The organism is Microcoleus sp. B3-D2 (assembly GCF_036705345.1).
Lineage (GTDB): Bacteria > Cyanobacteriota > Cyanobacteriia > Cyanobacteriales > Microcoleaceae > Microcoleus.
On sequence record NZ_JAUBUG010000003.1, the window covers coordinates 1 to 13,964 of the forward strand.

Below are 13,964 nucleotides of genomic sequence, written 5' to 3' on the forward strand. Positions count from 1 at the left end.
TCGCATTCTCCCGGTGTCGTGACTCAAAAAACGTAGCCAGTTAAGACTTAGGCCCGTCAGAACGGCTTGTTAGATTTTTCCTTCAAGCCTCATGCCTTTAGGCTGAGGTTCCTGACATCTACAAAGTTTATGGTTGTTCTTTCGTTTATTGTATCTATTTTCTGATTTGTTGCTCGATTAATTAGGTATTTTTTCTGTTTTTTTTGTTGTGGCTAACTGTACTTTTTCTACTTGTTTGCTAGCGTCCATTTCGCTAAAGAGTTGAATGGCGCGCTCAAAATTTTCTTGACTTTTCTCGATGTTACCCAGTTTTTGTTCTGTTAGTGCTAGTTGATAGCAAGCTTCGGCTCGGTCTAATTTAGCGCTGGCTCGATCGAGTATTTCTATTGCTTCTGCATGGTGCTGCAGGGCTTGGTCAAGTTCTCCCCCTTCTCGGTACAGCGCGGCTGTAGCGCTGAGAGCTTTGGCTTTGATGGTGTTGTACTGGTTTCGGTCGGCTTGGGCGATCGCTTGGCGGTACAAACTCAAAGCTTTCTCTGTCTCTCCCAGGTTTTGATAGGTGGCGGCGAGAAAAACTAACTTGTATCCCGTACCCACCAAATGACTGTTTTCCCGATCGGCATAAAGTTTTTCGGCGAGCTCTTCCGCCTCTTTTTTGGCTCCGACACAGGAGTTGAGGAAAGCTAACCCGACATCGAGCGAATAGCTATTAATCCCGATTTCGTCCCGCGAATTTTTCAGCTTGACAAATATCTCCATAGCTGATTCTAATTCGCGCATTTCTATTTGACAAAAACCTATATTAATTGCAGCGTTAACTTTCCAGAATTCCAGATTAGCTTGTTTACCGTTTTCAGGTTCGCTGCTTTTCGCTAGAATTTGCAAAGATTTAGTGGCTTTTATTTCTGATATCTGGTGGCATTCTATGGCTTGATTTATTTCGCCTAAAATCCGGTAAGAAATGCCTAATATACTGTATAAACCGCTCAAATAATAATCCGAAGTCACATTGTTGACGATACGAGTAGTGGCTGAAATTACTGGCTGCAAGAAACCTAATTTGTAGAGCGCTCTACCGAGCTTGTAATCTTTGGCAAACTGGATATTGATTTTTTTGAGGATAACGCTAGCGGCCTGGTCGAAACAGCTAATTGCCACATAATGATAGTAAGCTTCAAAAGCTTTCAGGGCATCTTCTACAGTCTCAATATTTTCAACACCCTCTGTCCAGAACTCGGCTGCTTTGCGGTTGGCAGTTTCCCAGTCTCCGGGCGAGAGCCGATCGACCGCTTCTTCGCGAATTGCTGGATGCAGCCAGTATTCGCCCTTCTGAGACTCAACTAGCGATCGGTGCAACAGCGATTTAATGATTTGTCGGCGTCCGGCTTCGGGCACGTCCCATAGCAAACACAAAACTCCGTCAGTAGGGACTGTCGGCACGTCTTGATACCGATAACAGCCCAAGCGACAGAGGAGTTGATAGGCTTCGGCATCGAGTTCTTGCAGGCGGTTAAACTGACTGGTAACTAAATTTTTTAAGTCAGTTTCAAGGAGCGGATCTTCGCTGTTTTCCCGCCAGTAGGCCGCCATATCTCCGTCAAAATCTTCTCGGATCGTGCCGCAAATAATGCCCATTGCTTTGGCATTGCCGCCGTAAACTTTGTGCATTTCCTTGAGGGCGACATCATCTATATTGATGTTGCGGCCGCTAAAAAACTGCCGCCAAACTTCAACTTCCAATCCCGGAAGCAAGTAGTGTTCGACGGTGACATCAGAATCGCACAGTCGATCGCGACTGGTAATCAGCGTTACCGACTGCACCGCTGCGTCCGCCAAAACTCGCAACAGTTCCACGTAAAGGCGGTGCGGTTCAATAAACTTACCTTGTCCGTCGAGTGCGGCTTCCAAATTGTCAATCAATACGCCGACTTTGTGAGTCTGAAGCTGTCGCTTCAGCCGCCCCAGGGTGACGCCAAAGTCGGGCCCTGGTTCTTCCTGAAAGTCTTGCTTGAGCCATTCTTCGATCGCGCTTTCCAAGGCCGTGATGTTTTCTGTCTCTTTTGCCATCAACAGTTCAATGGTTCGATCGAACCCTTGAGATTTGAGATACTGTCTGGCCACAGTCGTTTTGCCGATACCGCCGGCACTTTGGATGACAATCACTTTAGCTCCTTGGGCGACAAGAGTATTGAGATCTTCGATCGCCCCGAAGCGGCCCAAAAAGTTCGGGTTTTCCATGTCCAACTCCGCATCAAGTCCAGGAGATACTTGGGCCGGAACAGTTTGTCCCGACTGCGGTTCAAGTTTCGAGTAGCTGCGCCAATACCGCTCTACAACCGCCTGAAGGTTGTCTCTTTTGATTTTTTCGCCTTCTCCAAACAGCGCTGAAAGTCGCTTCCACAAATTAGAGGCAGCATCCTTAACAGTCCCTACTCCATACCCTTCACTATCTGCAACCTGTTGGTACGTCCTGCCTTGCACGCCTTGCCAAGCTTCGCGAAAGATCGCGCTGTCAAGGTTGTCGAGAGTTTTCAGGTTTCGAGCCACAAGTAACGAGTTGGTAAAATCCAGTGCACGATCGGCTTCCATTTAGTCACCAGGTTTAGCGTTACCGATCTGAGACAACTTTAACAGACTTTTTCCGACTCGCTTACACGCTCAAACAGTGGACTTGTATAGACTTTTCCCGACTGACACGGCCGAGGTTGGCCGGGGATACTGTTGAGTGTGGAGGGGAAGTTGACAGACAAGCTTCTAACTTACACACCGATCGAGTCGAGTTTATATTTAGGAGCAAGCAGCGATGTCTATTAACGATGTTGAAACAGCGATCGTAGATGAACAAATTCGCCCTCAAGAATGCGGCCGGGTTCGTTTCCAAAACAGTTGGTGGCCGGCGAAGTGCGATAGAGACATGACTTTTGAACCCGGTGAGGTGGTTCGCGTCGTGGGAATTGAAAATATTACTTTGATCGTTGCAGCGTCGTTTGCGCTCAGTTCTGAAAGTCAAGACAAATCTACAATCGGGAGTAAGCAATCATGAATTTTGACAATTCTGAAAAAGCGATCGTTGAAGAAGAAATTAAACCTAATCAGTCCGGCAGTGTGCGATTTCAAAGCAGTTGGTGGCCTGCCAAATGCGTTCGAGAAATAACTTTGCCACCCGGTGAAGTTGTTCGCGTCGTGAGACTGGAAAACATTACTCTGATAGTTGAAGCCTAGTTGGGAAACAATCTGTAGGTGGGGAGTTATCGGAGGGTATAAAAAATAAATTTGCGATCGCGTTTCTATTTCGATACATTTCTCTTCAAGCGCGCGATCGTACTCATCACCTCTGTTAATTTCCAGATTCTAGAGTTTGACCTCAACCACAACTCGTCGCTGACAGTCGCCAGTCCGCCAGACCGCCAGGGAATGAATTCCCTGTCTAATAGCTAAAGTCCTCTGAAGAGGACTAATGAGTTTTTCAGTCCTCTTAAGAGGACTTTAGCTTTGAGGCAGGGGTTTCAACCCTTGCCGGACTGCGGGTTTGACCTAGTTGTTGACACGAAGAAGGACACGGCATTGCCGTGTCCCTACTTACGCAAAGCCTATGTGTCATGCTGAGTGAAACGAAGCATCTCGCTCGATGCTTCGCCCAAATGCCTAAGTCCTATTTTTCATAACGAACTAGAAGATGCCAGAGAAAAATATCCGGGTCGTCATGAGCTATCATCTCTTTAAACATCGAAACAAAAGGCTCATAGTCCAAAAACTGCATCTCCAAACTGAGTTGTTTTAATCCCGCTTCTTTAAAGATGCGATTTAACCGCAAGGGAGTGTAATAAATCTGGGCAGTTTGCCACTCAGCATCCCAAACTTTATTGCCGTAGACATCGATAAATCCCTCTGTAACACAGTGAGCGTGTTTGCGACTAAAATAGGCAATTTCTAAGAAGCATAACGTGGTTGGAAAATATCCGTATATCTTGCCACCTGGCTTGAGAACTTTACCAAATTCCCGAATCATCTCGCGGTTGGTTTTATCCTCACTGGAAACCACGGAATTTGCGAGTAGGACGTAATCAAATTTCTCGTTCCACTCCGGTTTTAGTTCGGTGGTTCGCGTGGAGTCTACTTCGTCAAACACGATTTGCTGATTGTTGAGTCTGGAATCTCCATCTGCTTTTTTCCAGTCTGCTTGTGCTTTTTCAATGGCTGTTTTGGAAAAATCGGTACAGTAGATTTGTCCAATTTGCGGGCAAAATTCTAGTAAGGTTTTCTGAAGATAAATTTCCGAGCCACAACCGGGAATTAGGACTTTGATATCAGGCGAGTTGGGAATATCATAGCCGGGAGAACGCTCTGGACGGATTAAGTTTTTGCAGATTTTGGGGTCTTGGGTGAGGCTGAAAGAGGTGTTAGTATAATCTTCGTGATTTTTATCCCAGAGAGCTTTCTCTTCTTCAAGAGATTTCGAGCCTAGGTTATGAGAAGAGGGAATTAGCCATTTGTAATCATTTGTGCTGGTCATAATTTTTAACTCCAAAATATTCAGTACAGGTCAAATCTGTGTGTCATACCAATTTAATGTGAAGTTGCACATATCTCGATCCCCCTAAATCCCCCTTAAGAAGGGGGACTTTGAGCGGAATCTTGTCCCCCCCTTATTAAGGGGGGCTAGGGGGGATCGGATTCTATGCAGCCTCATAAAAAATTGGTGTCAACCGCTAACAACCAAGCTGCCGTTTTCCAGCACGTACATGACATCCGCACGCAAGGCATGGGCCATGCGGTGGGTGATCAAAATCACTGTGCGTTCTTTGGTGATGCGCTCGATGGTGGCGAGGATTTCGGCTTCTGTGGCGGGGTCAAGGGCGGATGTGGCTTCATCCAGAATCAGAATTGCTGGATTTCTTACCAAAGCTCTAGCTAAAGCGATTCTTTGCCGTTGTCCCCCTGATAACTGTCCGCCCCTGTCACCAACGGGTGTGTCGTAGCCTTGGGGTAAGGACAAAATAAATTTGTGAATCTCGGCGGCTTTGGCTGCGGCTTCGACTTGTTCGTCAGTGGCTTCTAGATAGCCCATGCGGATGTTTTCTCGCACCGAGCCATTAAAGAGAATTACATCCTGAGAAACCAGTCCAATTTGAGAACGGAGGGAGCGTACTGTTGCATAACGTAAATCGATTCCATCAAACAGAATGCGTCCTTTATCCGGGTCATAAAATCGCGTCAGCAAGTTGACAATTGTACTTTTGCCGGCTCCACTTTGACCGACAAATACCGCGAAGTCTCCTTGGCGAATCTTCAGGGAGAGATTTTTAACTCCTCCTCTATCTTGGGAGTAGCTAAAGGTAACATCGTCAAAGTTAATATCACTGGAAAAGTGCGGTAAATCAATCGCATCCGGTGCATCCTGAATCGCCGGGGTTTCTGATAAGATATCGCTGATGCGTTGCAGCCCTGCCACTCCATCAATAAATGCAGGTATTGACGAAGTTAAACCGAGGATATTGAGATTCAATCCTAGCAGTAAAACTTGAAAGGAGGTCAGAGTTCCTACAGAAATTATATTCCTGTAGGTCATCACTGCACCGATACTTAAAACGATAAGCTGCGTCATGACAAAACCAATCATGGGTACTTTCTGCACTAAGTAGGAGAGAAAGGTTGCGCGGACATAAACCTGTTTTAAGTCATTCAAATCGGTGGAAAAATCCTCAGTCATTTGGTTTTCCAGCCCGAATATCTTGACAACGGTTTGCGAGAGGATATTCTCTTCGACGACGCTGGCAATCTGTCCTTCTTTTTGCAGCAACTTATAGCCGACTTCGGTGGCAAGGCTGGCTATTTTTGCTGGGGCAATGGTGCAGAGGGTTAAACCGATTAAACTGAGCAGGGCTAATTGCCAGTTGAGGAAGAAGAGGAAAACCAGAGAAAATAGGAAGTTACACAGTTCTAAAACAACGACTGTCAGCCCCATTGTAATTACACCATTTTCCACCTTTTGGACATCGGCGATCAGACAATTGACAATATCCCCGGCTGAACGTCGCCCAAAAAACTCCATTGAAAGGCTTTGGAGATGCTCGAATAGAGAGTGTCGGATATTGTTAGTTATCAAAATGCCTAAACGCGCTCCTAGGAAAATTCCTAGCAAACCGATGCAGGCATATAGAATTGCTCCGACAACTAGCAATGACAGGATTAGAACCAGAAGACTATAGTTTTGGGGAACGATGGCGGCATCGATGATAAATTTTAAGCTGGCTCGGAAGACTGAATCAAAGGCTGCGTCGAATATCAGGCAGGTAAAGAGTAAAATGAATTGCCATTTGTAGGAGGCAATGTATTTGTTGAGGGTTTTAAAGAACCAAATAAGTTCCATGAGTTATGGGAGTTTGTCTACAGGCACGATTTATACTTTGACGTAGCATTTATCCAGTTTTAGATTGGATTCAGTTGCTCTTTTTTTGAGGCTGCATCCTTTCTATGTCTCTATCATGACTCCCCTACCTTGCTCCTGTCAGTCGGAAAAGTCGGATCGTAAAGTCGGAAAAGTCGGATCTTTGCCTAATTGAGATATTTCTGAGTGACTGCAATATCACTCACTAAAAGACATCGGTAATAATACTGAAAATTAATCGAGTTGTCTGCGCTAATCGGCGTATATTTTTTAATTTATCTAAAAAATAATTCTGCCTTGTCTTATGGATAAAGACAAGGCTTGACACTGAGTTACACAGTTGTCCGCTAGGTGGCGAAGTCAAATTTATTTAGATGCAGAAAATTTTCGCCTACCCAATTCTACCCACTCGTGACTACAGTCAAGCACACTATTTGTACTCAGGGCTAACGAGTAGGTTATCAGAATTCGAGAGGTTTCTTTTTTTGACCTCCTCCCTTAAGCCACAGTAGCGGCGCTCATATTCAGTGAGCGTAGCCCCTTGCGCCCGCTTGGCATCTTTACAAACGAAGACCTCGCCCAGTTGCGGATGGCTGATAGGCTGATAACCAAAATGAGTAAGTCCGATCAGTTCTCGCCCGGTAACGGTGAATTGATATGTGTCGTGGTAGATATTTTGGCGTTGCCGTGGAGAAGCGACATAGAAAGGAAGCAGGGCATTGATTCCACCGATTACCCAAGAATCGTTGATCATAACTGTCCACTTTTTGTCCTCGACCCTGAGAATGCTACCCGTGCGCTGCTCATTAGTGAACAGGAAATTCTTCTCCTCTAGTTCCGACAGACCTATGGGGGGTACTCCATCCTTGACTATCCGACCAATGACAAGGAACTTCAGAGCCGAATCGTAAGCATTACAGTAGACCTGATAACAAGTCTTTTCATAGCCCTCCTTATAACTCTCAAGATAGTCTGTATTGCTGGGAATTACACCACCTAGATAGGCAGCGCGAAAGTCCGACTCGAAATTCGCCGAGATCTTTTTCATTTTGCTTTCTCTTTGTGTTCAATTGAAATTCTTTCAGTTAGAGAGAGTGCAAGAAGATGGTGCAGCTATCTCTAAATTAGTTGCGATTTGCGAGTATGTGGAAGCTGGTTCAAGGAGCGATCGCTCTCCCGACTCCTGAACCAGATCGTGTTGAGGAGCGATCGCCTTTCAGCTAGAGGGAGTACAAGCAGCTATCCTCGAACTTGTTGCGCTTTGCAAATATGTGGAAGGGTTCAAAGTGCGATCGCCCTCTCTCACCTCAAACCGGAGGATGTCAAGCCTTAGTTACAGAGTAAACCAGCGTGTAAATACACCCCTCCGAGTCGTTCTTCATCACATAGGTATTAATTTTTGGTTTCATAAGCTTCCGACGCACCTCATCCTCTTGTTTTTCGTAGTCGGGTGCGTCATCAGGAATTTTAGCCAATGCTTCCTTTAAAGCTACTCGTTGTTTAGCCTTTGCTTCAGGCGTATCTTCCTGGAGAGCAAGTTCTTCTGAGACGACTAACTCTCCGAGAAAGTCATCACTCATCATGTCCCACTCCCAAAGAGTGAGCTTAATTTCGTTGTCGAAATTAAAAGATATATCTGTTTTTATCTCCTGTTCTTTGGAGATATCGACATATTTCTCGTCTGTGGGAAATACTTTTTCATCCCCGCGCTTAATGTACAACTGATCGGCAAACTTTTGTCCAATAGAAGTAAGAACGCCCGTCAAACCTTCCGCTTGTTTTAAGACGTTTTGCACACCCAGCAAAGCTTCGCCGACTGTAAAAAATCCCCCGACAACTTGACCGCCTGGTAAGAGTTTTGCTACAGATGATGCTTGCTCTACATAACCGCCAATTTGTTGTAACAAACCGCTATCAACTCCAGAACTTGGAATTTCGCACCGAACAGTGTGAAGTGTAAATGTTGCAGTCATAGGTGGTTGCTCTCCCTGTAAAGTAAAACGATGTAGAAAGGAGAACCAATGTCTCTGTTCTACACCTATAAGACGATTCCAGAGATCAATTTCTGAATTTTTCGAGTTAGGCGCTGTTTTTTCCTAACTCAATGCACCCCATGAAACCCACCTCAAACACGAGAACTATAAATTCCACTCATCCCACCAGATTTTGTCATTAACTTAAGGTCAGCAACAAAAAATGTAGGGTAGGCGCTGACGGCAGTGCCTACCCTACTACATCAATTTTTAATCACTGATGTTCACTTACTGATAAATGTTCCACTATCAGAAGTGATTTTTAATGTTAGAATATGCGGGTTCTCATGATTTTTTTCTCGTTTTTGCTAGTTTTACTTGTGGTTTTTGATTGAGTTTTTATCCTCAATCTTTTTCAAAATTAGTCGAGACAAAATTGTATTTTTGTCTCTACACCTATAAGACGAATCCAGAGGTCAATTTCTGAATTTTTCGAGTTACGGGCTGTTTTTTTCTATATCAATGCACCCTCAGCACAAGAACTCTAATTTCCACCCATTGCACCAGATTGTGTCATTGAGTTGAGGTCAGCAACAAAAGATGTAGGGTGGGAAGGCCCACCCTACATCTTTAAATCACATTTAATCAGCTTACCAATGTAGTTTTGCTGAAAAAATATTGGTTTTAGAAGAATCTACGAATCATAATTAGCCTCCTTTTAGATTAGTTTGATAGTTTTTTTTATTCGAGACGAAATTGTATTTTTGTCTCTACACCTATAAGACGAATCCAGAGGTCAATTTCTGAATTTTTCGAGTTAGAGGCTGTTTTTTCCTAACTTAATGCACTCTGAGAGGTTCAGAACCCCGACTTTCCTAAGAAGTCAAGGCTCTACGCTTTAGCCCGATCGCCCTTTCGCCTCTTACCTTTGAACCGTTTCACAGCCTCCTCAACCTCCCCGCGAAAAGGGTAGAGCAACCGCCGACTCAGCGCACTTCGATAAGCCTCCACTGCCTCCGTCACATCCCCCAAGCCCAACAACGCCCTCCCTTGCCAGTAACCAGCCATAGCCGGGTCAAACTCCATCAATTCCTGAGACTGACCAGCCTTTTCCAACCATTTCCGACTCGCCACCTCATCCCCCAACACTCCATAACTCTCCCCCAGCCACACCGCAGCAGATACAGATTGCAGATAACCCCCCTCTTCCGGTAGCAACTGCCATCCTTGCGCCAAAGCCTCCACCGCTTCCCGGTGTTTCCCCGCCAGCGCCAACACCCGCCCGTGACAAAACCAAGCTTCAGGTAACTGCGGTTCAAGTTGCGTCCCCTTCGCAGAGACAGCACACCCCCGATCGATTTCCTGAAAACTTTCCACCAACACCCGCCCCGCCGTCGTCCAAACACTCCAGCGTTCGGGAAAACGATCGAGCATCTCTTCTACTATTGATGCAAGGGTTACTTGAGGGTTAGCTCCCCCTAAATCCCCCAGGGCTGTTTCATTCTCTTGTAGGGGCAAACCCCCCGTGGTTGCCCCGATCGCTGAAATGCCCAATTTCTGCTGTCTGGGCCAGGGCGGGCACGGGGGCACCGCCCCTACAAAATCTTGGTTTTTCTGAGACTGAAACCGCCCTGCTGTGGGCTGGGGGGGATCGAGAGGAACTGGGGGAGATGTTAAAGGCAAAATCTCACACAACGCCCGATAAATTTCACAATCCTGGGGATAGAGACGATAAGCCTTCAGCATCGCCTCAGCCGCCCTCTGATATTCCCCCGTATGGAACAAGCACCGCCCATAGGAATACCAGCCCCTAGGATGATTCGGGTGTTCCTCAGTAAACCGTTCCAACACCCCAACCCCGTTAGCCGACTCCCCTCGGAAAACGTGATAATAGGCCAGCAACTCGCGGGCATCCGCCGCATCAGGAGCCAGTTGCAGCACAGAATTAATTATCTGTTTAGTCTGTTTGCCCTCCTCACCCGATACCAATCTCATCCGGCAACGAGTATCCGCCAGTCGTTTGAGCGATCGGAAATCACCCGGAGCCACCTCTAGCACTTTGCTCAACCGCCGCTGCGCTTGGCGCACATTCCCCACCGCCTGACTCGCGTCGTAGCTGTCAATCAGCGCTACAACATCATCTGGCTTCAGTGACAAAACCGTATCAAAGGCTCGCAAAGCTGCAACCGCATCCCCTCTCCCCCTTTGCACCTGCCCCAACGCCAGCCAGTGAGCCGCATTATCTGGTTCTAGGGAAGCCGCCGACTCAAAAGCCAGTATCGCTGCCTGAGTGTCACCTCTACAGAGTGCGATCGATCCGCTGATATGCTGTCGAGTCGCCTCATTGCGTGCATTGGCCAAGGCACTTTCATAAACCGCTACTGCCTCAACCTCTCGTCCCATAAGCTGCAAGAGTTTCCCCAATTGCAACCGCACGCCAATCAATGGTTGCTGCCGATCGATCACTTGGCGATACTGCTCAACCGCCTGCTCAATACGACCCATTGCATACAGCAGATTCGCCAATTCCAACCGTTTCTTCCATCCAGAGGGATACTGCTGCACGTACTCACTTAATGTTTTCAGCTTCTGGTCAATTCGGGCTGGCTTTTCGTCTAGAACTAGGTAAGCATTCAACTCCACCCCAGAGGACTGAGTGAGGGATACCACCCGGAGTGTAGTGTTTCTAGACATATTGCTGTTACCTGATAATTAATTGTCTCGCCAATGTTCTGAGGGATGGGGGCGATCGAGTCGGATGCGATCGTTTCATCGAATTGTAGGGGCAATCCCCCCGTGGTTGCCCCAGCCGTGGCTGTCCCAACCGTGGCTGTCCCAACCGTGGCTGTCCCAACCGAGGCTGCCTCACCCGTGGCTGCCCCAACCGAGGCTGCCCCACAATCTTGACGGGGTAGGCACGGGGGCACTACCCCTACAGCAAAATCATCGCTGCTCAAGGCAACGGCAACGTCCCCCTTTTTAGACGACTCGGAGGAATCTAACAAAGCATCATCCAACCCTGACAAATACCTGCTCAAACGCTTTTGCAGAAGTTCTCGTGCCTGTTGGATGCGCTTGTAAACGTTATTGAGCGAGAGAGCAAGTTGTTGGGCAATATCTTGATAGGCAATCTGGTGGCAGTAACGCAGGATAAACGGATTGCGTAATCGAGAAGGAAGAGTATCAATAGCGCGGCGAATGTACTGTCCCAACTCATGATGTAGAAGTGCTTCTTCAGGAGAGTTCAAACCAGAAATAACTGCTGAGCTTCCTGTTGCAGCTACTTCTTCAATATCCTCCATTTGCATTGCTTTCCGGCGACGTTCTCGGTGTATATCTATACATAGATTATGGGTTAAGCGGGTGAGCCAAGCTCGGAGGTTGGTGATTTTTTCGGCATAGTCTGGCAATTTATCCAAAGCTTTGAGCATGGCGCGACTGAGCACCTCTTCAGCATCAGTAGCATTCCCCCCCATCCACCTGAGACAGCAACGGTAAAGATAATCTCGGTTCTGCTGCCATAGCTGCCAAAATGCTTTCTCTATATCTTCAGGACAATACCGAATGTCTCTTGCAATAACGGATTGAGAATTTGACATGATTTTAAAAGTGGTGAAAGATAAATGTGAAGGAACATTCCTCTGTTGCTTTTTTGGTTGCACCCCAATCCCGCAAACATCTAGCTCAGTGTGGTCTGAGTATTTATGCGGATAAAGATTGGATTCAGTTGCTCTTTTTTTGAGGCTGCATCCTTTCCATGTCTGTATCCTGGTTCCCCTCCCCCGCCCCTGTCAGTCGGAAAAGTCGGATCGGAAAGTCGGAAAAGTCGGACGCCCTGGTTTTGCTATCTATCTTTAGATAGAGGCGATCGACAGCAGGAGTGGTACTCTTCTATGTCTTTTGGTAGATTCTATTAAGAGTATGTTTGGCATTTCGGCATAAAGCAAGTCGGAAAAGTCGGATCGTAAAGTCGGAAAAGTCGGATCATTTGGATCTGACGGGGTGACAAGCAAATTAAAAGCCTTGTGCTGACAAGGGTTTAAGCCGATCGCCCTCACAAAGAATTAGGCGGGCGCGATGGCATTTTTCGGGTTTCGACAAGGTGGAATCAGGATCGGGGGCGATCGCCCGGATCGTAATTGTCAATAAGTCTGTCATAATAGCTATTAGAAATTTTTCCACCGACTTACTACGGTGCATAACTCAAAGTTAGGGTGTAAAACTGAAAAACCTTACCCGATGAGATTGATTGGTACATGACTTTTGAAGAAGCCCTAGAATTTATCGAAGCAGCCTTAGAGTCCAAGACAAGTAAACCCTTAAGTTTGCTTGAAAAAGAAATCTTAAAAACAGCTTGGAAAAACGCAACTTATAGTGTCCTTGCTGACAGCTTGTACCTGAGCATAGGACATATCAAAGATTTAGCGGCCATCCTGTGGCAGCGCCTTTCAGACGTAATGGGAGAAAAAGTTAGTAAGAATAACTTTCGCTCTCTGCTAGAGAAGCAAAGCACCACAAGTGCGATCGCCGATACAAAAGGCGAATCTATGACGATGACGGAGGCCGGAGGAAGTGACATCGATCAATTAGAAACTTGCAAAGGTAACATTTTAATTGTTGATGATCTCCCACAAAATCTGCGTTTTCTAACAGAAATTCTCACTAAGCAGGGGTACAAAGTTCGGGGCGTCACCAATGGTTCGATGGCTTTGAGGACAGTTCGCAATCATCCCCCCGATGCTATATTGCTGGATATTAAAATGCCAGACATGGACGGCTATCAAGTCTGCGAAGCCCTCAAATCCGATGAAAAAACCTCAGAAATTCCGATTATTTTCTTAAGCGCACTTGACCAAATTTTTGATAAAGTCAAAGCTTTTAAGGTAGGGGGAGCTGACTACATCTGTAAACCTTTTCAGCCGGAAGAAGTGCTAGTTCGGCTAGAAAGTCAGGTCACTATCCAGCACCAAAAGCGCCAGCTAAAAGAAGCAATCGAGCGACACCAGCAAACCGCAGAAATTGCCTACCAATCTCGCACCCTGTTGGCAAATTTGCTAAACTCATCTCTCGATGGAATAGCTGCGGTGCAGGCGATGAGGGGGGATATTGCTGGAGAAATTGAAGATTTTCGCTGCTTGATAGTTAACCCTGTCTTTGCCAGACTTTTAGGAAAAAAACGAACCGAACTCGCGGGCGAACCCGTTCTGAAAAAACTGCTCAATCAATTGAGTCCAGGATTGTTTGATTTGTTAGTAGAAGTTGTTGAGACTGGAGAATCGCTTGAAGGAGAGGTTCATCTAGAAAGTAATTACAGCAAATGCTATTATTTCACTGCTGTGAGATTGGGAGACGGTTGCTCAATTACCATCCGCGATCTTACAGACTTAAAACAGTCGGCATTAAAGTCAATGATTGAACAGAACCAACCGCGTACTAGCATCAAATAGGATAAACCTGAGATATTGCATCATTCTCAATAACCCTTCTATGGGCGGGAGCTCCTGCCCACCTCACAAGAAAATGCACTTCTTGTGGAACAGGCCGGAAAACCTGTTCTTGAGAAGGGCGCAACATACAGCGTATCGCAGGTTTATGAAGTGCAG

At 46.4% G+C, this 13,964-nt stretch carries 12 protein-coding genes; 4 read left to right on the forward strand and 8 right to left on the reverse strand.

The window, feature by feature from the left end; genetic code table 11:
- Positions 1-177: 177 nt before the first annotated feature.
- Positions 178-2,589 (reverse strand): tetratricopeptide repeat protein, encoded by a 2,412-nt coding sequence (locus QUB14_RS01740; protein WP_333213905.1) that lies wholly within the window; start codon positions 2,587-2,589, stop codon positions 178-180.
- A gap of 214 nt (positions 2,590-2,803) precedes the next feature.
- Between QUB14_RS01740 and QUB14_RS01745 the strand changes: the two genes are divergently transcribed.
- The 3 genes from QUB14_RS01745 to QUB14_RS01755 are packed head-to-tail and all read left to right on the forward strand — an operon-like array spanning position 2,804 to position 3,438.
- Entirely contained in the window at positions 2,804-3,043 is a 240-nt protein-coding gene (locus QUB14_RS01745) for an NfeD family protein (protein WP_333213906.1), read from the forward strand.
- Positions 3,040-3,222 carry an NfeD family protein gene (locus QUB14_RS01750; protein WP_333213908.1) on the forward strand — a complete coding sequence of 61 codons (183 nt, stop codon included), beginning with the start codon at positions 3,040-3,042 and terminating at the stop codon, positions 3,220-3,222. Before QUB14_RS01745 ends, QUB14_RS01750 begins: the two co-directional genes overlap by 4 nt.
- 51 nt (positions 3,223-3,273) lie before the next feature.
- Positions 3,274-3,438, forward strand: a complete 165-nt coding sequence (locus QUB14_RS01755) for a hypothetical protein (protein WP_333213910.1) — start codon at positions 3,274-3,276, stop codon at positions 3,436-3,438.
- A 214-nt stretch (positions 3,439-3,652) separates the two neighbouring features.
- Here the strand turns inward: QUB14_RS01755 and QUB14_RS01760 are convergent, their stop codons facing one another.
- From QUB14_RS01760 to QUB14_RS01790, 7 genes are all read right to left on the reverse strand, one after another.
- Positions 3,653-4,513 carry a class I SAM-dependent methyltransferase gene (locus tag QUB14_RS01760; RefSeq protein WP_333213912.1) on the reverse strand — a complete coding sequence of 287 codons (861 nt, stop codon included), beginning with the start codon at positions 4,511-4,513 and terminating at the stop codon, positions 3,653-3,655.
- A 189-nt stretch (positions 4,514-4,702) separates the two neighbouring features.
- Positions 4,703-6,370 carry an ABC transporter ATP-binding protein gene (locus QUB14_RS01765; protein ID WP_333213915.1) on the reverse strand — a complete coding sequence of 556 codons (1,668 nt, stop codon included), beginning with the start codon at positions 6,368-6,370 and terminating at the stop codon, positions 4,703-4,705.
- 448 nt (positions 6,371-6,818) lie between these two features.
- On the reverse strand, positions 6,819-7,436 hold the full coding sequence (locus tag QUB14_RS01770) for a hypothetical protein (RefSeq protein WP_333213917.1): 618 nt from the start codon (positions 7,434-7,436) through the stop codon (positions 6,819-6,821).
- Positions 7,437-7,710: 274 nt separating this feature from the next.
- Positions 7,711-8,361, reverse strand: coding sequence for a hypothetical protein (locus QUB14_RS01775; protein WP_333213919.1), 651 nt, complete (start codon positions 8,359-8,361; stop codon positions 7,711-7,713).
- An 891-nt stretch (positions 8,362-9,252) separates the two neighbouring features.
- Positions 9,253-11,055, reverse strand: coding sequence for a tetratricopeptide repeat protein (locus QUB14_RS01780; RefSeq protein WP_333213921.1), 1,803 nt, complete (start codon positions 11,053-11,055; stop codon positions 9,253-9,255).
- Positions 10,995-11,960: a sigma-70 family RNA polymerase sigma factor gene (locus QUB14_RS01785; RefSeq protein WP_333213923.1), complete on the reverse strand. Its 966-nt coding sequence runs from the start codon at positions 11,958-11,960 to the stop codon at positions 10,995-10,997. Before QUB14_RS01785 ends, QUB14_RS01780 begins: the two co-directional genes overlap by 61 nt.
- A 415-nt stretch (positions 11,961-12,375) precedes the next feature.
- A complete protein-coding gene (locus tag QUB14_RS01790) occupies positions 12,376-12,519 on the reverse strand; it encodes a hypothetical protein (protein WP_333213925.1) in 144 nt (47 codons plus the stop codon).
- Between the two features lie 98 nt (positions 12,520-12,617).
- Here QUB14_RS01790 and QUB14_RS01795 point away from each other — a divergent pair, with 98 nt between their 5' ends.
- Positions 12,618-13,808, forward strand: coding sequence for a response regulator (locus QUB14_RS01795; protein ID WP_333213927.1), 1,191 nt, complete (start codon positions 12,618-12,620; stop codon positions 13,806-13,808).
- Positions 13,809-13,964 lie beyond the last annotated feature (156 nt).

Excerpts from the sequence above, each read along its gene's own strand:
- QUB14_RS01740 (WP_333213905.1), bottom strand. The coding sequence starts at position 2,589 with ATGGAAGCCGATCGTGCACTGGATTTTACCAACTCGTTACTTGTGGCT.
- QUB14_RS01745 (WP_333213906.1), top strand. The coding sequence starts at position 2,804 with ATGTCTATTAACGATGTTGAAACAGCGATCGTAGATGAACAAATTCGC.
- QUB14_RS01750 (WP_333213908.1), top strand. The coding sequence starts at position 3,040 with ATGAATTTTGACAATTCTGAAAAAGCGATCGTTGAAGAAGAAATTAAA.
- QUB14_RS01760 (WP_333213912.1), bottom strand. The coding sequence starts at position 4,513 with ATGACCAGCACAAATGATTACAAATGGCTAATTCCCTCTTCTCATAAC.
- QUB14_RS01765 (WP_333213915.1), bottom strand. The coding sequence starts at position 6,370 with ATGGAACTTATTTGGTTCTTTAAAACCCTCAACAAATACATTGCCTCC.
- QUB14_RS01770 (WP_333213917.1), bottom strand. The coding sequence starts at position 7,436 with ATGAAAAAGATCTCGGCGAATTTCGAGTCGGACTTTCGCGCTGCCTAT.
- QUB14_RS01775 (WP_333213919.1), bottom strand. The coding sequence starts at position 8,361 with ATGACTGCAACATTTACACTTCACACTGTTCGGTGCGAAATTCCAAGT.
- QUB14_RS01780 (WP_333213921.1), bottom strand. The coding sequence starts at position 11,055 with ATGTCTAGAAACACTACACTCCGGGTGGTATCCCTCACTCAGTCCTCT.
- QUB14_RS01785 (WP_333213923.1), bottom strand. The coding sequence starts at position 11,960 with ATGTCAAATTCTCAATCCGTTATTGCAAGAGACATTCGGTATTGTCCT.
- QUB14_RS01790 (WP_333213925.1), bottom strand. The coding sequence starts at position 12,519 with ATGACAGACTTATTGACAATTACGATCCGGGCGATCGCCCCCGATCCT.
- QUB14_RS01795 (WP_333213927.1), top strand. The coding sequence starts at position 12,618 with ATGACTTTTGAAGAAGCCCTAGAATTTATCGAAGCAGCCTTAGAGTCC.